19 protein-coding genes are annotated in these 21,249 nt (G+C 70.2%); 2 read left to right on the forward strand and 17 right to left on the reverse strand.

From position 1 onward, the window contains the following. Position 1 precedes the first annotated feature (1 nt). The 13 genes from J1M36_RS00615 to J1M36_RS00675 form a co-directional block, all read right to left on the reverse strand. Entirely contained in the window at positions 2-2,830 is a 2,829-nt protein-coding gene (locus tag J1M36_RS00615; protein ID WP_206478296.1) for a DEAD/DEAH box helicase, read from the reverse strand. A 47-nt stretch (positions 2,831-2,877) separates the two neighbouring features. Then, positions 2,878-3,690 carry a twin-arginine translocase subunit TatC gene (tatC, locus tag J1M36_RS00620; RefSeq protein WP_206478558.1) on the reverse strand — a complete coding sequence of 271 codons (813 nt, stop codon included), beginning with the start codon at positions 3,688-3,690 and terminating at the stop codon, positions 2,878-2,880. A gap of 195 nt (positions 3,691-3,885) precedes the next feature. Then, a complete protein-coding gene (tatA, locus tag J1M36_RS00625; protein WP_206478297.1) occupies positions 3,886-4,227 on the reverse strand; it encodes a Sec-independent protein translocase subunit TatA in 342 nt (113 codons plus the stop codon). Continuing rightward, the gene (locus tag J1M36_RS00630) at positions 4,211-4,591 is read right to left on the reverse strand and encodes a hypothetical protein (RefSeq protein ID WP_035961557.1); all 381 of its coding nucleotides are present in this window, start codon (positions 4,589-4,591) and stop codon (positions 4,211-4,213) included. The genes tatA and J1M36_RS00630 overlap by 17 nt, the downstream gene beginning before the upstream one ends. A 24-nt stretch (positions 4,592-4,615) precedes the next feature. Then, complete coding sequence (locus J1M36_RS00635; protein WP_206478298.1) at positions 4,616-6,880, reverse strand: WYL domain-containing protein; 2,265 nt, start codon at positions 6,878-6,880, stop codon at positions 4,616-4,618. Then, positions 6,881-7,276: an FKBP-type peptidyl-prolyl cis-trans isomerase gene (locus J1M36_RS00640; protein ID WP_144996777.1), complete on the reverse strand. Its 396-nt coding sequence runs from the start codon at positions 7,274-7,276 to the stop codon at positions 6,881-6,883. Positions 7,277-7,340: 64 nt separating this feature from the next. Continuing rightward, positions 7,341-8,348 carry an FKBP-type peptidyl-prolyl cis-trans isomerase gene (locus J1M36_RS00645; RefSeq protein WP_206478300.1) on the reverse strand — a complete coding sequence of 336 codons (1,008 nt, stop codon included), beginning with the start codon at positions 8,346-8,348 and terminating at the stop codon, positions 7,341-7,343. 104 nt (positions 8,349-8,452) lie between these two features. Then, entirely contained in the window at positions 8,453-9,862 is a 1,410-nt protein-coding gene (gene pafA, locus J1M36_RS00650) for a Pup--protein ligase (RefSeq protein ID WP_206478302.1), read from the reverse strand. Positions 9,863-9,866: 4 nt separating this feature from the next. Continuing rightward, positions 9,867-10,073 (reverse strand): ubiquitin-like protein Pup, encoded by a 207-nt coding sequence (locus J1M36_RS00655; RefSeq protein ID WP_098055493.1) that lies wholly within the window; start codon positions 10,071-10,073, stop codon positions 9,867-9,869. A gap of 52 nt (positions 10,074-10,125) precedes the next feature. After that, complete coding sequence (gene dop / locus J1M36_RS00660; protein WP_206478304.1) at positions 10,126-11,853, reverse strand: depupylase/deamidase Dop; 1,728 nt, start codon at positions 11,851-11,853, stop codon at positions 10,126-10,128. Then, positions 11,850-13,562 (reverse strand): proteasome ATPase, encoded by a 1,713-nt coding sequence (gene arc / locus J1M36_RS00665; RefSeq protein ID WP_064846986.1) that lies wholly within the window; start codon positions 13,560-13,562, stop codon positions 11,850-11,852. Before arc ends, dop begins: the two co-directional genes overlap by 4 nt. After that, entirely contained in the window at positions 13,555-14,634 is a 1,080-nt protein-coding gene (locus J1M36_RS00670) for a tRNA (adenine-N1)-methyltransferase (RefSeq protein WP_206478305.1), read from the reverse strand. The genes arc and J1M36_RS00670 overlap by 8 nt, the downstream gene beginning before the upstream one ends. 148 nt (positions 14,635-14,782) lie before the next feature. Next, positions 14,783-15,961: a site-2 protease family protein gene (locus J1M36_RS00675; RefSeq protein ID WP_241246685.1), complete on the reverse strand. Its 1,179-nt coding sequence runs from the start codon at positions 15,959-15,961 to the stop codon at positions 14,783-14,785. A gap of 81 nt (positions 15,962-16,042) precedes the next feature. On the opposite strand from J1M36_RS00675, the gene J1M36_RS00680 reads away from it, so the two are divergent. After that, positions 16,043-16,939 carry a PAC2 family protein gene (locus J1M36_RS00680; RefSeq protein WP_206478308.1) on the forward strand — a complete coding sequence of 299 codons (897 nt, stop codon included), beginning with the start codon at positions 16,043-16,045 and terminating at the stop codon, positions 16,937-16,939. A gap of 28 nt (positions 16,940-16,967) precedes the next feature. Here J1M36_RS00680 and mshC read toward each other — a convergent pair whose 3' ends face one another. The 3 genes from mshC to J1M36_RS00695 all read right to left on the reverse strand — a co-directional run bounded on the left by mshC (position 16,968) and on the right by J1M36_RS00695 (position 19,732). Beyond that, positions 16,968-18,278 (reverse strand): cysteine--1-D-myo-inosityl 2-amino-2-deoxy-alpha-D-glucopyranoside ligase, encoded by a 1,311-nt coding sequence (mshC, locus tag J1M36_RS00685; protein WP_206478310.1) that lies wholly within the window; start codon positions 18,276-18,278, stop codon positions 16,968-16,970. Positions 18,279-18,390: 112 nt separating this feature from the next. Next, a complete protein-coding gene (locus J1M36_RS00690; protein WP_035961521.1) occupies positions 18,391-19,224 on the reverse strand; it encodes an undecaprenyl-diphosphate phosphatase in 834 nt (277 codons plus the stop codon). A gap of 124 nt (positions 19,225-19,348) precedes the next feature. Beyond that, entirely contained in the window at positions 19,349-19,732 is a 384-nt protein-coding gene (locus J1M36_RS00695; RefSeq protein WP_064846982.1) for a hypothetical protein, read from the reverse strand. A gap of 87 nt (positions 19,733-19,819) precedes the next feature. Here J1M36_RS00695 and J1M36_RS00700 point away from each other — a divergent pair, with 87 nt between their 5' ends. Beyond that, positions 19,820-20,017, forward strand: coding sequence for a DUF5703 family protein (locus tag J1M36_RS00700; RefSeq protein WP_094067061.1), 198 nt, complete (start codon positions 19,820-19,822; stop codon positions 20,015-20,017). 13 nt (positions 20,018-20,030) lie between these two features. Here J1M36_RS00700 and J1M36_RS00705 read toward each other — a convergent pair whose 3' ends face one another. Further along, a complete protein-coding gene (locus tag J1M36_RS00705; protein ID WP_064846980.1) occupies positions 20,031-21,215 on the reverse strand; it encodes an acyl-CoA dehydrogenase family protein in 1,185 nt (394 codons plus the stop codon). Positions 21,216-21,249: the final 34 nt, after the last annotated feature.

The following is a 21,249-nucleotide window of genomic DNA, read 5'->3' on the forward strand; positions in this document are numbered from 1 at the left end:
CTTACTGGTCGAAGACGCTGTACTCGACGACGCCGCGGCGCACGGCTTCGATGGCCCGGTGCGCGGTCTCGCGCAGCTCGGGATCGAGCCCTTCCACGCCGCGCAACTGGTCCAGGACGTCCACGGTCTGTTTGGCCCAGCGCACGAAATCCCCCGCGGCCAGGTCGGTGCCGGTGAGCGTCCGGGTCAGAGTGGCGCCCCGGGCCCAGCGGTACATGGCGTCCGCGAGCCCCAGCTCGGGGGCGGCCGTGAGCGGCAATCGGTGCTCGGCCTCGCGCGCGGAGAGCACCGACCAGTTGTGGAGCAGGATCTGGACGGATTCCTCCATGTGGGCCGTGGGCATCTTGGGACGCGCGCCCTGGTCCTCGCGCCGGGGCTGGTAGACGAGTGCGGTCATGACACCGGCAAGTCCGGGGGCGTCCAGTCCGTCCAGGAAGCCGTCCCGCAAGCACAGTGCGAGGAGCAGGTCCCGCTCACCGTAGAGCCGGCGCAACTGTTCGCCCGCCGCGGTGGGCTGCAGGTGGCCGGATTCGTCCGGGCTGAGATACTCGAAGTGCGTGAGCACCGCGCACACGCGGTCGAAGGTCGCGGCGATGCTCCCGGTGCGCCCGGCGATCTGCTTACGTAGTGCCTGGGTGTCCTTCTCGAGCTTCCACGCGCGCTCCGCCCAGCGGGCGTGTTGTTCGCGGTCCGAACAACCATGACACGGGTGCGAACGCAACCGTCGGCGCAGGTCCTCGATCCGGTGATCGCGCGCGGAGGTCCCCCGGTCGAAGCGGATCGCGTGACCGCCCGAGCGGGTGCGCGCGGGACGGTGCTCGCGCAACGCGGCCCGCACGGTCGCGGCGAGGTCCTTGCGTTCCTGGGGGGACTTCCCCGAGAAGTGCTTGGGGATCCGGATCCGGGATTCGGGTTCCAGGGAACCGTCCAGGTCGTTGACACCCACCCGGCGCAGTTTGCCGTCCACCGTGAGAATGTGGGGGCGCGGGTCGAAGGGGTGCGCGTCCTCGCGCAGCACCACGGCCCACCCGGCGTTGCGGCCCTGAGGGATCTCGATCACGTCCCCGGGCAGCAGGTCCTGCAGGGCCACCGCGGCGTCGTTACGTTGACGCGCCGAGCGGGACTTGCTCGCGGACTTCTCCTCCGCCGTGAGCTCACGGCGGAGCGCAGCGTACTCGGTGAAGTCGCCCAGGTGGCACGTCATGGCGTCCCGGTAGCCCTCGAGGGTCTTCTCCTGGGAGCGCACCCGTTTGGCCAGGCCCACGACCGAGCGGTCCGCCTGGAACTGCGCGAACGAGGTCTCCAGGATGGACCGGGAGCGTTTGGCCCCGTAGCGCGCGATGAGGTTGGTGGACATGTTGTATGTGGGCCGGAAGCTCGAGTTCAGCGGGTACGTGCGCGTGGACGCGAGTCCCGCGACGGCCTGGGGGTTCATCCCGTCCCGCCACAGCACCACGGCGTGGCCCTCGACGTCGATCCCGCGCCGGCCCGCGCGCCCCGTGAGCTGGGTGTACTCCCCCGGGGTGATGTCCACGCGAGCCTCACCGTTGAACTTGTCGAGGCGTTCGAGCACCACGGAACGGGCCGGCATGTTGATCCCGAGCGCCAGGGTCTCCGTGGCGAACACGGCTTTGATGAGCCCCTCCGAGAACAGCTGCTCGACCACTTCCTTGAACACGGGCAGCATGCCCGCGTGGTGGGCGGAGATCCCCCGGATGAGGCCCTGGTACCAGTCCTCGTAGTTCAGTGCCGCGAGGTCCGAGGTGGACATGTGCGCGGTGGCTTCCGCCGCGAACGCGCGCAGGGTGCGCTGCTCCTGCGGCGTGGTGAGCCACAGGTCCGCGGCCACGCACTGTGCCACGGCGGCGTCGCACCCGGCGCGGGAGAAGATGAAGGTGATGGCGGGCAGCAGGGCCTCGGCATCGAGCCGGCGCAACAGCTGGGGGCGGGAGATCCGCTCCTGCCGCCCGGTGCGGGGCTCCTGGTGGCGACCGCCGTGACGACGGCGATTGCGGTGACCGGGTCCGCGCCCACCCGACCGACCCCCGCGGGGATGCTGGGCGCGGAACAACCGCAGCAGCTCGGGGTTGACCTCCGGTTCGTCCCGGTGTTTGTCCGAGTGGCGCTGCGCGGCCTCCTCGACCGTGGTGTCGTCCACGAACAGGTCCAGCAGCTGCGGCCCCACCTGGACGTGCTGCCACAGCGGGACCGGACGGTGTTCGGAGACCACCACGTCCGTGCTGCCGCGGACGTCATCGAGCCACGCACCGAATTCCTCGGCGTTGGAGACGGTCGCGGACAGGGAGGCGAGCTGGACGTGCTCGGGCAGGTGGATGATGACCTCTTCCCACACCGCACCGCGGAAGCGGTCCGCGAGGTAGTGCACCTCGTCCATGATCACGAACCCCAGGTTCGCCAGGGTGGACGAGCCCGCGTAGAGCATGTTGCGCAGCACCTCGGTGGTCATCACGACCACGTCCGCTTCCGAGTTCACGGACGTATCACCCGTGAGCAGACCCACACGGTCCGAGCCCCAGCGGCGCGAGAACTCGTGGAACTTCTGATTGCTCAACGCCTTGATGGGCGTGGTGTAGAAGGCCTTCTTACCCCGGGTCAGTGCGAGGTGGATCGCGAACTCCCCCACCACGGTCTTTCCCGCGCCCGTGGGGGCGGCCACGAGCACTCCCCGGCCCTCCTCGAGAGCGCGGCACCCCTGCGTCTGGAACGGGTCCAGTTCGAAGTCCACGGTGTTCTCGAAGGCCGACAGCTCCGTGCTCACGTGGGCCGCGCGAGCCTTCGCGGCAATGTACCGTTCGGCGGGGGAAGACATGCTTCCACCCTACGCGGTGCCTCTGACACCCCGGGAATCGGGGCGGATCAGTCTTCGTGGGCGGTGCTGCCCATCGAGCGCAGCGCTTCCGCCGAGGTTCCCCGGTCCGCGTTCGCACCGGTCGCGGCGGCCTGCCGGGCCTGCTTCTTGGCACGACGCCGGTCCAGGTACAGACACAGCCCCACGGCCACGAAGAACAGCGCCAGCAGCGGGATGGCCAGGTAGAGCATGGTCACGGGATCCGGACCCGGCGCGGCCATCGCGGCGATCACGAGCACGACCACCACCACAATCCGCCACGCCTTGAGCACGGTGCGCCCGGACAGCAGGCCCAGCACGTTGAGACCCACGAGCAGCACGGGGACCACGCACGAGATGCCGAAGGTCAGGATGAGCTGGAGGAAGAAGCGCAGGTAGATCCCGGCCTCCACGAAGTTCGCCCCGCCCTCGGGTGTGAACGCGGTGAGCGCGTAGACGGCCGCGGGCAGCGCGGTCACGGCCAGGGCGCACCCACCCAAGAACAAGGGGATCGCCGCGGCGAGGAAGGCCATGGCGTAGCGGCGTTCGTTCTTGTGCAGCGCCGGCGTGATGAACGCCCACAACTGGTACAGCCACACCGGCGACGCGAAGATCAGCCCGAGCACCACGGCGACCTCCACCATGATGTTGAAGGACCCGCCCACCGAGGAGTAGTTGATGGTCGCGGTGCGCCCGGACTCGGCCAGGCGCTGCAGCGGCTCGGTGATGTACTGCATGAACGGCTCGTACGCCATGAAGCCGAGCACCGCGCCCAGCACGGTGGCCACGGCGGACTTGATGAGGCGGTTACGCAGTTCCCGCAGGTGCTCCTTGAGCGCCATCTGGGCCTGCGGGTTGTGCCGCCGCGACGTGCTCCTACGGCGTTCCCGGCGCTGTTGCCGAGTGGAACCGGGGGCCTTCCCGGAATCCGTGGTGGACATGGGTCCCTGTCCTCTCTGACGGGCCGTTCACCCGCATGCGACGGGGCCGAGCCGTGCGGCTCGGCCCCGCGCGGGTCCCGACGGACGATGCCGGGATCAGGCGGTGGGGCGCTGGTTCTGGTCCACGGTGGGCGCGGGCTGGCCCGGCTGCGGGGTGATCACGGTGGACTGCTCGGCGGCCGGCTGTTGCACCGAGGGCTGGGTGCTCGACTGCGCGGCGGTGGTGCCCGCGACGGGCTGGCCATCGGCGACCGGCTGGCCGTTGACGGTCACGTTCGGATCGTCGTCGCGCTTCATCTCCTTGACCTCGGACTTGAAGATGCGCAGGGACTGGCCCAGGCTACGAGCCATCCCGGGCAGCTTGGGGGCACCGAAGAGGAGCAGGATGACCACGAGGATCAAAACGAGGGTCAGGGGGCTGTCAAACAAGCGGCCCATGGCGGAGTCCTTTCTGTTCAGCCCGGCGCACGTCCGAATACCTCTGGGGCTGCCCCAGGGTGTCCCTGCGCTGCATCCTGCGGATGAGCCGAGCTGTTTGTCGTTGGTCCCGGCCGCTACGGTAGGCGGCGCGGGTCTCGTCCACCGGGGTGAACATGGCTGGCGGGGCGGGTGTGCGCAACGGCGTGGAGTGTCCCTGGGCCGCGGCGTTCCAGCGGGTGGCGAAATCGGTACCGCTTCGCTCGATCTCGTCCAGCGCGGGCAACACCTGCGTGCGCACGACCCGGTAGAGCACCCACCCGATGAACGCGGCGGCGCCCAGGACCAGAACGGTCCACAGCACGACCCACATCCACCACAGCATGGCCCCAGTATAGGCAGTCGACGGCTACGGACGCCCGGGGGTGGGCTCGGGACAGCTGCTGTTCAACCACTGTTCAACGGCGGCCACAGCCTCGGGCGGTGAGACCACGCCCACGTGTCCCGCATGCCGTGTGACCAGGGACGACAGTGCATCCAGTGTGGGGAAGTCCACCTCCGCGGCCACGTACTCGGGCAGCGGACGCGGCCCCCGCGCCGCGCGTGCGCGGGACCCGGGAATCGGCTGGGAGTTCGCCTCCCGGGGCGCGGCGTCGGATTCCTCTGTCTCCCCCGGTGCCGAGGGCACGGAGACCTCCACGAAGCGCTTGGCGTGGTAGTGCTCCACGATCCACCGCCCGCGCCGATCAGTGACGACCACAGCCTGGACCGGACGACGCTTGGCCGGTTGGATGCTCGAACGCACCTCCGATTCCATGCGCGGGTGCACCTCGGCCTCACCCGCGTCCTCGCAGCCCACGATCCGGTCGGTGCGGAACGTGCGCGGCGCGTTGGCCTGCAGGCACCAGCCCCGCACGTACTGCTGCCCGTCCGAGAAGATCATCCGCACGGGGTCCACATGCCGCTCCGTGACCTCGTCCCGGGAGGCCACGAGGTACTGCAACCGCACGCGCCGGCCGTTCTTGATCGCGTCCCGCAGGCGGGTGACGAGCGCGCTGTCACGGGGCTCCGCGGCGGCGTCGGCGTCCGGTGCCGCAAGCGCGTCCGCGAGCGGCAGCGCGTCCGCGGCGGTCGCGACCTTCTGCATGGCCGAGCGCACGACCCTGCTGTCACCGCCCGGAACGGCCTGCAGGGTCTGCAACCCCATGAGCAGCGCGCTGGCCTCGGGGACGGTCAACCGCACGGGTTCGGACAGTTCCTGCGCGTTGCCCAGGTAGATGTGGCCGTCGTCCCAGGACGCGTCGATGAGCTGGTCCGGCATGTGCCCCGGGCGCCCGCACACGAACAGGGTCTGCAGGTCGTTGACAAGTTCCGCGTCCGTGATCCCGAAATGCCGGGCCGTCTCCTCGAGTTCCGCGCCCTGATGGGCGTAGACGTGGCGCACGATGTGTAGCAGCCGCGCGAGGTGCTGTTCGGTGCTGGCCTTGGCCGCGCCGTGACGGCGCTGCTTGCCCCAACGCACGTCCACGCCGGGCATCCGCGCCTGGAAGGCCCGCGCGTCACGGAGTCTGCGGGCCACGGCGTCGGCGACCGCGTTCTGGGTCGCGATGTCCTCGGCGGTCGGGGCGTCGTCGCTCGTCGAATCGGGTTCGGCCGACGGCCCGCCCTCGGCCGTCGGGGCGCTCCCGCCCTGTGCGGCGTCGCCCCGAATACCGGGCACGGGTTCGCGGGGCACCCGGGCGTCCGGGCCCGCCGCGCACACGTGTTCCGCCGCGGACTCGGTGTCGTGCACCGCGAGCTGCACGGCGTCGTAGCCCTCGGGGGCCCGCCACGCGGGCGAGTCGGACGGCGCGGCAATGCGGCGCAGCAGCTGGCCCGCGCCCTGGCGGACATGGACCACCACGCACAGCTGCGGCGGCTGGCTGACCATGCGCGCGAGCTGACCGCCCATGGAAAAGTCCCGGGGCGGCTCGAACGTCTCGCGCGTGGTCTCCACCTCGGAGATGATGCGGGAGAGCCGGAACGTGCGCTGTGCACGCCGGTCCGTGTCCCAGCCCGCGAGGTACCAGGCCCCGTAGCGGGAGCCCACACCCCACGGCTGCACCGTGCGCTGGGAGAATGCCCCGGTGCGGTCCACGTAGTCGAAGCGCACTGTGCGGTGCGCAAGCACTGCCGAGAGCAGCGGCTCGAAGGCGGGGTCCGCCACGGCCACGGTGGGCTGCAGGTCCCGGCCCGGCGCGGCCTCGCCGCTGAGCGCCGGTTCGAGCTTGTCGAGGGCGCGGCGTGCGAGCCGGTCCTGGGCAGCGTCGTTCCACGCGTCCGCCGCGACGGCGAGCACCGCGGACTCCTCCGCACTGAACCGCACCCGGGGCAGCCGGTACGAGCCCCGGGGCACGCGGTAGCGCGGGGTGAGCTGCGCGTCCGAGGCCCAGGGGTCGTCGTCCGGGATCTCCTCCACCGGGTACCCGAGTGAGCGCAGGTGCGCCTTGTCGCGCTCGAACATGCGCTCGAACGCGTCCTGGTTCCCGGCGCGGTCGTAACCGGGCACGATCCCGCGCAGCTGCTCACGGGTGTACCCGGACTCGCGGTCGAGCAGGGCGATCAGCAGGTTGAGGAGCCGCTCGGCGGACGCCGTGGTGGAACGGCGCGCCGAGGGCCCCGCGGAGGGCGCCATTCAGCGGACGTCGAGCAGGTCCACCACGAAGATCAGGGACTCGTCCGGGCCGATCACGGCGCCGGCGCCGCGCGAGCCGTACGCCAGCTCGGAGGGGATCTCCAGCCGACGCCGACCACCCACCTTCATGCCCAGCAGACCCTGGTCCCAGCCCTGGATGACCTGTCCCACGCCCACCGTGAAGCCCAGCGGCTCACCGCGGTTCCAGGAGGCGTCGAACTCCTCGCCCCCCGAGTACGTGACACCCACGTAGTGGCACGAGACCGTGTCCCCGACCTTCGCCTCCCGGCCGGTGCCCTGGATCTCGTCTACAATCCGCAGCTCGGTGGGAACCGGGTCCTGGGGGAAGTCGATCTCCGGCTTGGAACGATCAAGCTTGCGCTCTCCGAATGACACGGGCTCTACCTTTCGTCGTGGGCCCCCGGGCGGGGCCGTGCCGAGCACACAGTGTAGCCGTGTCTCACTTGCCGGACGCAGAGGACTCCGGGCTCGCGCTCGGTGCCGTGGACGCACCGGGAGTGGTGCTCGCCGAGGCCTGCGGGCTCGCGGTCTCCGTCTTCGGGGTGGGTGTGGTGCCGAGGATGTCCACCACGAACACGAGCGCGCCCGCGGGGTACTGGGAGTCCTTGCCGAGCTCCTTCTCCGTGCCGTAGGCCTTGTCGGTGGGGATCACCAGCTCCACGCGCGAGCCCACCTTCTGGCCCTTCAGACCCTCCTTCCAGCCGGCGATCACACCGTTGAGGGGGAAGGAGGCCGGGGTGCCCTTCTCGTAGGAGGAGTCGAAGGACTTCCCGTCCGCCCAGCGCACGCCCACATAGTTCGCGATCACGGTGTCCGACTCCTTGACGGTGTCACCGTCCCCCTCGATCAGCACGTCCGTCTTCAGCTCCTTGGGCTCGCTACCGGAGGGCTTGGCGATCGTGGGGGTGCCCTTGTCGTCCTGCGTAACGTTGGGCATGCCCTTGGAGGGGGTCTTCATCTTCTCGTTGAGCGACGGCATGATCTTCTTGGTCACCTGGTAGACTTCCACCGAGGTGGAGTCGTCCCCCTCGGAGGCCGCGCCGCTTGTCTTGGGAGAGCTGTACGCGATGATCTCCCCCTCCTTGGCCTTCGTCAGGGCGTCGTACATCTGCGGCAGGGAGTCCTTGAGCTCGTCGTTGACGGTCAGCACCTGTCCGGCACCCTGACTGTAGGTGTCCCCCAGCGAGGAACCATCCGAGCCCTTGTACAGGGCCGCCTGCAGCATGATGCTGTCGCCGGCGTGGATCTCCTCACCGTCCCCTTCCTTCAGGACCTTCGTCTGCGCGTCGTCCACCTTCATTGGGGTCTTGAAGGACACCGACGGCGCGGTGCCCTGCGAGGGGTCTGCGGACAGTTCCACGGAGTCCCAGCCCGAGCCCCCGCCGCAGCCGGTCAGCAGCAGGGACAGGGCGAGCGCGGCGGTGCCGGCAGGGATGATCTTTCGCACGAGGGGGTGACCTTTCGTCATCGGGGTGCTGGCTCGGGGCCAATGTAGAGGACCCGCGTGGGCCGCGGCTGGGAGAGTCCCCGGAACACTGCGGGCGGGTGGGGTCAGGCGCGTCCGGAGGTGATCTCTGCGATCAGCTCCTCGACGTCCGGCTGGGTGGTGGCGAAGGGGTCCTTGCACATGACCGTGCTCTGCTGGTGCTCCCCGTTGAGCTTCAGGTGCACCCAGTCCACGGTGGTGCTGACCCCGGCGTCGTGGGCCGCGGCCACGAACCGCCCGCGCATCCGCGCCCGGGTGGGAGGGCCTTCGACGACGGCGCGCTCGACGTCCTGCGGGGCCACGAACGTCTCCACGGCACCGCGGCGCTCCAGCATATGGAAGAGTCCGTGGCGCACGGAGGTGTCGTGGTAAGCGAGGTCCAACTGCGCCATGCGGGGGTGGGACCAGTCCATCCCGTGGGTGCTCGCGTAGGAGTCCAGCAGCTTCTTCTTGATGGCCCAGTCCAGCTCGCGGTCCACCAGCGAGCTGTCCTGCTCCTCGACGGCGCGCAGCCCACGGTCCCACAGCCCGACGACCCAGTCGAGGCGGTCGTGGTGCGCGCCGTGGCGCTGCACGAACCGGGTGACTTCCTCAAGGTACTCGCGCTGCAGTTCGATCGCCGAGCGGTAGCCCCCCGCGGCCAGCTCCAGCGGTGCCAAACCGGTGAGGTCGTGGGAGACCTGCCGCAGGGCGGCAGCCGGGTCCGCGAGCGTGCGGTCCGGCAGGATCTGGCCCGCCTCGATCATGCGCAGCACCGCGTCCGTGATGCCGATCTTCAGCGCCGTGGTGGTCTGGGACATGGACGAGTCGCCCGTGATGACGTGCAGCCGGCGGTAGCGCTCGGCGTCCGCGTGCGGTTCGTCCCGGGTGTTGATCATGGGGCGGGAGCGGGTGGTGGCCGAGGACGACCCCTCCCACACGTGGTCCGCCCGCTGGGAGAACGAGTAGCCGGGGCGCCCGTCCCCCAGGGCCAGGGAGCCGAAGGGCGGCGGCCCGTCCGGGTGCACCCGACCCGCGCCCACGAGGATCTGCCGCGTCACCAGTAGCGGCAGCAGGTGCTGGACCAACCGGGAGAACTCCGTGCGGCGGGCAATCATGTAGTTCTCGTGCGAGCCGAACGAGTTGCCGGCGGAGTCCGCGTTGTTCTTGAACAGGTGCACCGTGCCGCCCACGCCCTCGGCGTCCAGGCTTTCCTGCAGCTGAGCGCGCAGGTCGTCCACGATCCGTTCGCCGGCGGCGTCCTGGGCGACGACGTCGTGCAGGGTTGCGGCCTCGGCCGTCGCGTACTCGGGGTGGGAGCCCACGTCCAGGTACAGGCGCCCGCCGTTAGGCAGGAACACGTTGGAGGCCCGCCCCCACGCGAGCACCGGTGCGAACAGCCGCCGCGCCGTCTCGTCCGCACCCAGGGGACGGCCCTGCGGTGCGCTGTGGATCAGGCCGAACTCGGTCTCGATCCCGTAGATCCGCCGTTCCACGGTATTACTGGCCGCCCTTCTGCACGAAGCCCTTCACGAAGGCCTCCGCGTTGGTCTCGAGTACGCCGTCGATCTCCGCGAGCAGGTCGTCGGTGCCCTGGGTGTCCCGCTGGGCCTGTGCGGCGCCCGAGGCGGGCGGGGTCGCGGGGGCCGGGGCGTCCGGTTCCTCCTCGCGGCGGGATCCGGTGCGGAAGATGCGTTCCTGTGCCATGGTGTCCTCCTGTGGCTTCTCGAATGGGGTGTGCTGCGCCCGACCGGGCGGTTCAGCCGATGTCGCTGCCCGTGACGAGGGCGGGCCGGTTCGCGGCCACGCGCTCGATCCAGGTCTCGACGTCCGGGGCGTCGAACCAGTCCTCGCACGTGTCCCGGGTGAGGTCGTGAGGTTCGGGCATCCTGACCCGAGCTCCCCGGCGGATCCCGGGGAACGTCACGGTCAGTGTGTCCCAGCCCACCGCGGCCATGTCCCGCGGGTACCGGGACACCGCGGTGCCCCGGAAGTACGCGCGGGTGTCGGTCGGCGGATGGTCCGCGGCCGCGGTGATCCGGTCGTGGTCCACGAGGGTGCGGATCCGTCCGGCGGCGGCGAGCTTGTGGTAGAGCCCCTTGTCGGGGCGCACGTCCGCGTACTGCAGGTCGATCGCCACGAGCCGGGGATCGTCCCACGCGAGACCGTCGCGTGTGCGGTACGCGGTGAGCAGCGCGTACTTGGCCGCCCAGTCCAACCGGTCGGACAAGCGTGCGGGGTCTTCGGCGAGGTCCGTGAGCACCTCGTCCCAGGTCTGCAGCACGTGGGCGGTGTCCTCGTCCAACCCGTTCGGGGCCAGCTCGGTCTCCAGCGCCAACGCTGCGCGGTAGTACTCGCGCTGCAGCTCCACCGCGGTCAACTCCCGACCGTTCGCGAGCGCCACCGTGGTGCGCAGGGACGGGTCGTGGCTGATGGCCTGCAGCGCGGCCACGGGATCCTCGAGCTCGAGGCGCGGCGCCCGGTCGTGTTCCACGAGGTTCAGCACCAGGGACGTGGTCCCGAACTTGAGCAGCGTGGCCACGTGGGAGAGGTTGGCGTCCCCGATGATCACGTGCAGGCGCCGGTAGCGGGTGTCGTCCGCGTGGGGTTCGTCCCGCGTGTTCACGATCGGGCGGTGGATCGTGGTCTCGAGCCCCACGGTGCGTTCGAAGAAGTCGGCGCGCTGACTCAGTTGGAACCCAGGATGTGAACCGTCCACCCCGAGGCCCACACGGCCTGCACCACACATAATTTGCCGGGACGCGAAGAACGGCAGCAGGGCCGCGGTGATCCGCTCGAAGGGCACGGCGCGTTCCACGGTGTAGTTCTCGTGCGCGCCGTAGGACACCGACTTGTTGTCCGTGTTGTTCTTGTAGAGGTTCACCGGCGCGGCATCCGTCCCCGCGGAAATCTCCGCGAGGTACTCCACGGCGCGGGCGGCCACCACGTCCCCCGCGGCGTCCCACGTGAGCGCGTCCAGGGGCGTGGTGACCTCCGGGGACGAGTACTCCGGGTGGGAGTGGTCCACGTAGACCCGCGCGCCGTTGGGGATCACGGTGTTCATGATCACGCGGCGCCAGTCGAGGTCCTCCGTGTACATCGCGGATTCGCTGATCGCCTCCGCGGCGATCTCCTCCGCGGTGAGCACCGGCGCCTCATCGGTGAGCTGGCTCGGGTGGGCGTCCTCGCGGGCCACGGTGAACCCCCGGGCATCCGCGAGCGGGTTCTCGGAACCGTAGTCCCACCCTGTGCCGAGCGGGGTGTCCGGGGAACCGGGCTGCGCGGCGTCGTCGTCCGATGGCGTGGGCCCGGCCGAGCCCACGGACCGTTCCCCGCGTGCCGCCTCCTGTTCCCGAAGCCGTCGGGCGACCCACGCGGCGTACCCCGTGACCACGCGGGTCGAGAGCACCGTGGGGTTCGCACCCGGCTCACCCTGGGCCAGCACACCGAACTCGGTCTCGCTGCCCATGATCCGCCGTACCGTCATGCCGCGCCCCCGTCCGGACGCTGCGTGCCGGAGACCCCGGGGCGGTCCACCGCGATCCGGACGTCCTGGATGGTGTCCGCGCGCCGACCGGTCAACCGGGCCCAGTCCTCCGGGTCCGCGGTGTTGGGCAGGTCCTGTTGTTCGTGGAACTCCTGGTTCACCGCGTCCACGAGGTGCTGCGAGGTGATCCCCCGCCGGCCCGTGGTCAGCAGCGTCTTGATGGCCTGCTTCTTGGCGCGGTCCACCACGTTGCGGATCACCGCGCCGGACGCGTAGTCCGCGAAGTACAGGGTCTCCTGGCCGCCGTCGCGGTACGTGATCGTGAGGAACTCGGTGTCCGGGGTGCGCGCGTACATGCGCCCGATCGCGGCGTCCACGAGCTCCCGGGCGGCCTGCGCGCGGGAGCCGGCGCGAGCGACATCGTCCTCACGCAGGGGCAGGTCCTCGGTGACGTACAGCGAGAAGATCTCCCGCGCGCCCTGCTCGTCCGGGCGGTCGATGCGGATCTTCACGTCCAGGCGACCGGGGCGCAGCACCGCGGGATCGATCATGTCCTCGCGGTTGGTCGCGCCCACCACGATCACGTTGTCGAGCTGCTCCACGCCGTCGATCTCCGTGAGCAACTGTGGCACGATTGTGGTCTCCACGTCCGAGGACAGCCCCGAACCGCGCACGCGGAACAGCGAGTCCATCTCGTCGAAGAACACCACAACGGGGATCCCGCGCGCCGCCTGCTCGCGCGCGTTCGCGAAGATCGAGCGAATCTGGCGCTCGGTCTCCCCCACGTACTTGTCGAGCAGCTCGGGGCCCTTGATATTGAGGAAGTAGCCCTCGGGCCGCGCGCGCCCGGCCTTGGCCGCGCTGCGCTCGGCGAGCGAGCGCGCAACAGCCTTGGCGATCAGCGTCTTGCCGTTGCCCGGGGGACCGTAGAGCAGGATGCCCTTGGGCGGGCGCAGACCGTGTTCGCGGTAGATGTCCGGGTGGACGTAGGGCAGTTCCACGGCGTCGCGGATCGCCTCGATCTGAGGCCCCAGCCCTCCGATGTCTGTATAGCGGACCTCCGGGACTTCCTCGAGCACGAGCTGTTCCACGTCCGTGCGTTCCACGGGTTCCAGGGCGAAGCCCGTGCGGTGGTCCACGGTCAGGGCGTCCCCGGGCTTGGGGCGCTCACGCCGCAACCGACCCGAGAGCAACAGCACGCGTTCCTCGTCCGAGCGGCCCACGGTGAGCACGCGGTCGTGGTCGATGACCTCCTTGACGGTGGCCACCTCCCCGGTGCGCTCGTAATCGAGCACCGCGATCACCACGTAGTGCTCGTTGAGCAGCACCCCCAGTCCGGGCTCGCACGCACTCAGCGACACGAGAGGGCTCAGGGCCACGCGCATCTTCCGTCCCGCGGAGAGCACGTCCACCGACGGGCCCGTGACCACGGGACCGTCCCCGGTGGCCTCCCCCAAGGGCTGGCGACCGTGGTTGACCTGCAGCACCACGGCGAACGTCGCGGGCGCCTCGGCCTCCGCCGCGAGGGTCTTCTTGAGCGTCACGATCTCCTGGCGGGACGCGTTGAGCAACCGCACCAGCTTCTCGTTCTGCGATCCCACCGCCGCGAGCTGCTTGTCCAGGTTGCGCTTCTGGTCCCGCAGCATGTTGATCTGGCGCTGGGTGATGTCCGCGGCCGAACGGCCCGCGGTGCCGCCCGATTCAGTCATCGCGCACCTGACCCTCGTCCGCGCGGGCCTGCTCGTCGATCTCCCGCTGGGCGCGCGCGGCGTGCTCGGCCAACGACGCCGCATCGCGGCCCGCGCGGCGCAGCTTGCGGTCCGAGACCACGCGCTCGCCCAGGGCCACGGGAGTCCACGCCTGCAGATCCTCTTCCGTGAACTCGCTCTTGGAAGCGCGCCGCTTCGGAGCCAACCTGGGTGCGCCGTCCACGAGTCGGCGGGACTGGATCAGGAACCCGGTGTGCGCGACCATGCGGTGGTCCGGGCGCACCGCGAGCCCCTCCACATGCCACCCGCGCACCATGGTCTCCGAGGCCTCGGGCTCGGTGAAGCGGCCGTCCGCGCGCATGGCCTCCGCCACGCGGGACAACTGCGGCACGGTGGCCACGTAGCAGATCACCACGCCGCCGGGCGCGAGGGTTGTGGCCACGGCGTCGAGGCACTCCCACGGGGCGAGCATGTCCAGGATCACGCGGTCCACGGACCCGGGCTCCTCCCGCGCGCCCAGTTCCTCCGCGAGGTCCCCGAGGCTCAGTTCCCACGCGGGGTGCGGGCCGCCGAACATGGTCTCGATGTTGCCCCGGGCGATCTCCGCGAACTCCTCCCGGCGCTCGAACGAGTGGACGTGGCCTTCGTCCCCCACCGCGCGCAGCAGGGAGATGGTCAGCGCGCCGGAACCGACCCCGGCCTCCACGACCCGGGCGCCCGGGAAGACGTCCGCCATGGTCACGATCTGCCCGGAGTCCTTGGGGTAGACCACCGCGGCTCCGCGGGGCATGGACAGCACGAAGTCCTTGAGCAGTGGCCGCAGCGCCTGGTACTGGATCCCCGAGGTGTTGGACACGACCGTGCCCTCGGGTTGGCCGATCAACAGCTCATGTGCCAGCACCCCGCGATGGGTGTGGTGTTCCCCTCCGTCCACCAGGGTGATGGTGGTCATCTTCCCGGTCTCGTCCATGAGTTGGACGCGCTCGCCGGAGCGGAACGGGCCGCGCCGGTTGGCTGCTCCCCGTACGGTGGCGCCGGTGGGATTCGGGTGGGATTCCTGCTGCTCGCTCATCTGCTCGCTCTCACGCGTGGTCGTCGTCGGGGCCGTCCGGCTCCGTAGGTACGCCCGCACCGCGGGCCGCCCCGAGCCATTCTCCCACCGTAGCCCCGATCGGATCACCACGCCCCGCGGCGATGGCCCCACCGCGCTCATGGAGCGATCAGGCGCGCAGGGCCAAGCGTGCGAGGTCCTCGTGGTGCACCACGCCCGTGACGTGACCGGCACCGTCCACGACGCACACCCAGGCGCGGCGCCCGGACTCCAGCACGCGGGCCAGTTCGCCGCCGGGGGTGCCCGGGTCCACTGTGGTATCCGCGGGGTGCCATTCGGCTACGTCCCCCACGGCGACGACGCCGCGGTGTGCCAGTGCCACCCGTTCGGCGAGCTCGGGGTCCAGCAGGCCCACGGCACCGCGGTCACGGACGACGACGTCCGGGGTCCATCCCCGGTAGTCGTCCCCCGTGGCGGCCATGACGGTGGCGTCCACGAGGGCCAGGGGCGTGGTCGGGGAGAACTCCATCGCGGGACGCGCGACACCCCCGGCCCGCACGGCGTCGAGCACGCCCAGAACGCGTGCCTGGCGCAGCGCCTGCCCCGCGCCCATGAAGATGAACCCGGCCACGAGCAGCGTGATCACGAGCACCACCGGTTGGCGCCATACCTGCGCCCACAGCAACCACGCAACCGTGAGGATCGCGATCCCGCGCCCGCACCACGCGGCCACGGTCGTGCCCTTGGCCTCCGAGCGGGTCAGTGCCCACACGATCGCCTCCACCACGCGCCCGCCGTCGAGCGGCAGTCCGGGCAGCAGGTTGAACAACCCCAGGATCCAGTTGGCCAGGATCAGCAACTGGACGAGCGCCCACCCCGGGCCCGCGGGGCTGTCCGCGGTCACGAAGAGCACACCGGTGCCCAGCGCGGCGAGCACCACGTTGCTCAGCGGTCCGGCCAGGGACACGAGCGCGGTGGGCAGCGGCGTGGTGCGCACGCTGCCGAACGCCGTGTGCCCACCCATGAGGGTCAGCACGATCCGGGTCACTGGCCACCCGGCCGCGCGACCCGCGAGCGCGTGGGCGAGTTCGTGCACCAGCACGCTCAGGGCCAGGCCCACCGCGAAGCCCAGGGCCAGGAGTAGGTTGAGCCAGCCGAGCTCGGGGTACAACCGCCACAGCACGGGCCCGTACATCACCAGGGTCAGCCCCGCGATGAGGAACCACGAACGGTCCAGCAACAGCTCCACGCCCAGCAGCAGACCCAGCCGCACGCCGCGGGGTCGGGGGCCGGCGGGGGCCGGTGCGGCGCGGTCGTCGGAGGGCTGGCGGAACCGGGGAAGGGGCATGCTGAACATGGTAGGTGCGCCCGCCGGTACCGCGCTGGGGATCGGCTCGTGGAACACCCGCATGGGCCGTACAGTGGGACGGTGACCACGTTGGACAATAATTCGGAGCAGCCCGGTATCGGACCTTTCGGGGTCGTGCGTGACGGTGCGGACCAGGAGACCGTCACGGTGCTCATCGCCGCGTTCGAGGGCTGGAACGACGCCGGCGACGCCGCCACGGACACCCTCAAGCTCATCCGCGAGCAGCTCAACGCGAAGGACGTGTTCGAGGTCGCCTCGGACGACTACTACGACTACCAGTACTCCCGTCCCGTGATCCGCCGGCCCCTGACCGGGGAGCAGAAACTGCACTGGCCCACCACGCGGTTGTCCAAGGCGTCGGTGCCCGGGACCAACCTGGACGTCGTGCTGCTGCACGGCTGGGAGCCGTCCTACCGGTGGCGCGCGTTCACCGCCGAACTGCTCGAGCAGGCCGCGGCCCTGGACGTGGACTTCGTGATCATGCTCGGCTCGCTGCTCGCGGACGTCCCCCACACCCGCCCGATCCCCGTGACCCTGACCTCGGACACCGAGGAGCTGCGCGAGGAACTGGACATCGATGCCCCCCAGTACGAGGGACCCACCGGGATGGTGGGGGTGCTCTCCCACATGGCCGCGCTCGCGGGCTTCCCCACGCTGAGCATGTGGGCCGCCGTCCCGCACTACGTGGCGCAGTCGCCCTCCCCCAAGGCGCAGCTCGCGCTCGCGCGCCGCCTCGAGGACCTGCTGGGCATGGCCCTGCCGCTCGAACCCGTGGTCGAGGACGCCGAGGCGTGGGAACGCGGCGTGGACGAGCTCGCCTCCGAGGATCCGGAGGTCGCGGACTACGTGCGCCAGCTCGAGGAGGCCAAGGACACCGTGGACCTCCCGGAGGCCACCGGGGACGCGATCGCCCGCGAGTTCGAGCGTTACCTGCGCCGCCGCGACGACCGCGGCTGACCGCGCGGGTCCGTCGGAGGCGGGGCGCTCAGAGTTCGATGCCGAGCAACGCCTCGACCGTGGCGCGCGCCAGCGCGGCGTCCTCGGCCGACGCCCCCGCACCACGCGCGGCGGCACCGCCCAGGTTGCGCGCGGCCCACGCGTCCACCGCGATCAGTGCCGCGGGAGCGTTGAGGTCCTGACCGAGGGCCGCGCGCACAGCCTCGAGCAGGGAGTCCGCCCCGGCCGTTTCAGGTTTGACGGCGGCCTCACGCCACGTGGCGAGGCGACGCTTCGCCTGCTCGAGCAGGTCGTCCGTCCAGAACCAGTCCGTACGGTAGTGGTTGGCGAGGATCGCCAGGCGGATCGCGGCGGGATCCACTCCCTCCCGGCGCAGGGTCGAGACGAGCACCAGGTTGCCCTTGGACTTGGACATCTTCTCGCCGTCCAGCCCCACCATCGCGGTGTGGACGAAGTGTTCGGCCATGGGCTCACCGGACAGCGCGTACGAGTGGCCCGCGCCCATATCGTGGTGCGGGAACGCGAGGTCCGAACCTCCGCCCTGCACGGTGAACGGCGCGGGCAGGTACTGCAGCGCGATGACGCTGCACTCGATGTGCCATCCGGGGCGGCCCTCACCCAGTGACGCACCGTCCCAGAACGGTTCGCCCTCGCGCTTGACGCGCCACAACAGCGGGTCCAGCGGATCACGCTTGCCCGTGCGTTCGGGGTCGCCGCCGTGATCCGCGAAGAGGGGCAGCATGTGCTCCCGGTCCAGGCGACACGTGGAGCCGATCACCCATGCGGAGGGGTCGTCGGCGCACAACCGCCCGGCGGCGTCGACGTCGAAGTAGACGTCCCCCGCGGGCTCCGAGCGCCCATCCTGGCCGGTGCCCTCCGGGACGCGGTACGCGAGCCCGCGTTCCACGAGGCGTTCGACGGCGGGCACGATCCACTCGACGGCCTCGGTGGCCCCCACGTAGTGATCGGGGGCCAGCACGTTCAGGGCCGCCATGTCGGTGCGGAACAACTCCGTCTGTTCCTCGGCGAGCTCGCGCCAGTCCACGCCGGTGTCGTTCGCCCGCTCGAGCAGGGGGTCGTCCACGTCGGTGACGTTCTGAACGTAGTCCACGGGGAAGCCGGCGTCGCGCCACACCCGGTTGAGCAGGTCGAAGTTCACGTACGTCGCGGCGTGGCCCATGTGCGTGGCGTCATACGGGGTGATCCCGCACACGTACAGTCCCGCCCGGCCCTCACGCGGTTCCAGCCGTTCGAGCTCCCCCGTGCTTGTGTCGTGCACGAGGGGTGCGGGCGAGGCCCCGGGCAGTTGCGGAACCGGACGGCTGGACCAACGCTTCATGTTCACCTTCGCTTGGACGATTCTTGGACTCCCCCGAACGCAACGGGCGCACCGGGGCCGCTATTCCCTGGTGACCGCGAACGCGCGTGTCACGGGCCGAGGGCGGTACTGATCAGGCGCTGATGAGCCCCGTTCCGAGCATCACGAACAGCGCGGCACCCAGCAGGATGCGGTACCACACGAACAGGTTGTAACTGCGTTCCGAGATGTAGTGCATGAACCACCCGATGATCAGATAACCCACGCCGAACGCGATCAAGGTTGCCACCGCGGTCTGGCCCAGGGAGTAGACCCCGCCGGGTTCGGCGCCGCTGACCGCCTTGTACAGCTGGTACAGGCCGGAGGCGAACACCGCGGGAATGGCCAGCAGGAACGCGTAGCGTGCCGCGGCCGCGCGGGTGTAGCCCATGAGCAGACCCGCGGTGATCGTGCCACCCGAGCGGGAGACACCGGGCACCAGTGCCAGCGCCTGGGCGAAACCGAAGCCCACGGCGTGCTTGACGGTCAGGTCCTCCAGGTGACGTTCCTGCTTGCCCATGTAGTCCGCGATCGCCAGGAACAGACCGAAGACGATCAGCATGGTCGCGGTGATCCACAGCGAGCGGAACTGGGTCTCGATGTAGTCCTGCAGCAACAGACCGAGCACGGCGATGGGCAGTGAACCCAGGATGATGAACCACCCCATGCGGGCGTCCGGGTCCTTGCGGTCCACGCGGCCGCTCAACGACAGCGCCCACTTCTTGATGATGCGCACGATGTCCCGCCAGAAGAAGATGATCACGGCGGTCTCGGTGCCCAGCTGGGTGATCGCGGTGAAGGTGGCCCCGGGGTCCGCCCCGTTGGGCAGGAACTCGCCCACGATCCGCAAATGGGCGGAGGAGGACACCGGCAGGAATTCGGTCAGCCCCTGTACGAGGCCCAGGATTATCGCTTCGATCCAATTCACGCGACAACTGTACGGCACCCCCTCCGAGGTGCTTCCCGGCCCGTCCTGGGAAGCCGCTGGACACGCACGAAGGCCCCCGCCCGCGGCGGAGGCCTTCGCAGCTCACGTGATCCGATCCCCCGGGTCAGCGCCCGGAACGGCGTCCGTTCGAGGAATCACGGTCCTCGTTCTCGTCATCGTCATCGTCGTAGTCGTCCTCGTCGATGAGATCCTCGTCCATCATCTCGTTGTCCTCGAGAAGATCGTCGTCATCATCGTCGTCATCATCATCGTCGTCGTAGTCGAGGTCGTCGTCGGAGTCGTCCTCCTCGGCGAAGACGGTGAGCGGGGTGACCTCGTCGTAGGCGTCGTAGAGGGCTTCCTCGTAGGCTTCGAAGGTGTTGGCGATGGCCAGGTAGGCTCCGTCCACCGTGGGATCGTCGTCCGAACGGCGGTTCGCCGCGGCGGCGAGGTGTTCTTCGAGGGCGTTGACGAGCGCTTGCAGCGCGGCGCGGGGATCGGTGCTCATGGTGTAGACGTTAGCCGTTATCGGAGCAGAATGGGAGCAATGAAAGAACAACGTCTGAAGCACAGTTCGGTATCCGGTCACCCCGCCATGACCGGGCGCGACGACCGGTACGAGTACCTCTCGCTCACGGTGGCGCCGCGGGAGAAACCCGCCGAGGCACGCAGCCGGGTACGGGAACACACCGAGTACGGCAAGTGGGAACTCATGCGCTCGGCGGTGCTCTACGGGGGCCAACGCCGCTATGTACTGCGCCGGCGGATCATGCGGGTGGACCGCACGTTCTGAGCCCGGGATCTGCTCAGGACGAGACGGGTCCCAGCAGGGATTTCGCCGTGGCCGCGTGGACGGATTCCTCGTCCGAGGGGTGGTACATCCCCGCCAGCACGTCCCGGTAGAGCCGCTCGAGCTCGGAACCGCGCCGGTACTGCGCTCCCCCGGACGCCCGCAGCGCCAGGTCCACCACGGCGCGCGCGGCTTCCGTGGCCCGGTGCTTGACCCCGGAGAACAGGATGAACCACCGCGGCCCGTGCGCCGGCTCCCGGTCCGAGCCCAGGGCGTCCACGTCCGCGCACAACTGCCGCAGTTGCAGTTCCACCCCGTCCCGTAGCACACCGGCCCCGGCCACGTGCCGGCGGATGTCCGGGTCGTCCGAGTACGGGGCGTCCTTGGCCAGGGATCGCCTCGTGGTCGTGATCTCCACGGCCACGTCGATCGCGCGGTCGGCGATCCCCGTGTACACCGCCGCGAGCAACAGTTCGAAGCACCCGAAGATCCCCCACACCACGGGGTCCGGGTTGGGTGCGGCCGGGGTCCTGGTGAGCACGTCCTCGGTGCGCAGCAGCGCACCGTCCAGCACCGTGGTGCACGACTGCGAGGCACGCATCCCGAGCGCGTCCCAGTCCTCGCGCACCGTGGCCCCCTCCGCCGGGGACCCGTGGCCCTCCCGAGTGAGGAACCCGAAGACGAGGGGTGCGGCGTCGTCGTCCCCGGAGACCCGGGCGTGGACGAGCAGGCGCGTCCAGCGCGGGGACAGGGACGTGAAGATCTTGGTGCCGTGCAGGCGCCAGCCCTCGGCCACGGGCTCGGCGCTCGTGGTCGCGTCGAAGAGGACGGAATCGTTGCCCGCCTCGGAGATCCCGAACGCGAAGACCTCCCCGGCCACGGCGTCGAGGAAGATCCGCTGCGCGCGATCGTCCCCGCGCAGGTGGAGGGTGTGGCCGATCCCCACGATCACGTGGTGCATGTTGATCCCCAGCGCGGTGGCCGGTGCGGCCGTGGCGAGGCGGCGCTGCGCCTGCGCGGCCTGCTCGAGCGTGAAGCCCAGCCCGCCGAACTCGCGCGGGACGAGCATCCGCAGGTAACCGATCTCGCGCAGCGCATCGAAGTCCTCGGCGAAGAACGCATTGTCGCGGTCGGTCGCGGCGGCGCGGTCCCTGATCTCGGCGAGCAGCTCGTCGGATAGCAGTTCGGTCACGGCGGTCATGGGGGCTCCTTCGGTGGTCAGGCCAGTGGAATGA

The organism is Kocuria sp. KRD140 (assembly GCF_017168375.1).
GTDB lineage: Bacteria > Actinomycetota > Actinomycetes > Actinomycetales > Micrococcaceae > Kocuria > Kocuria marina.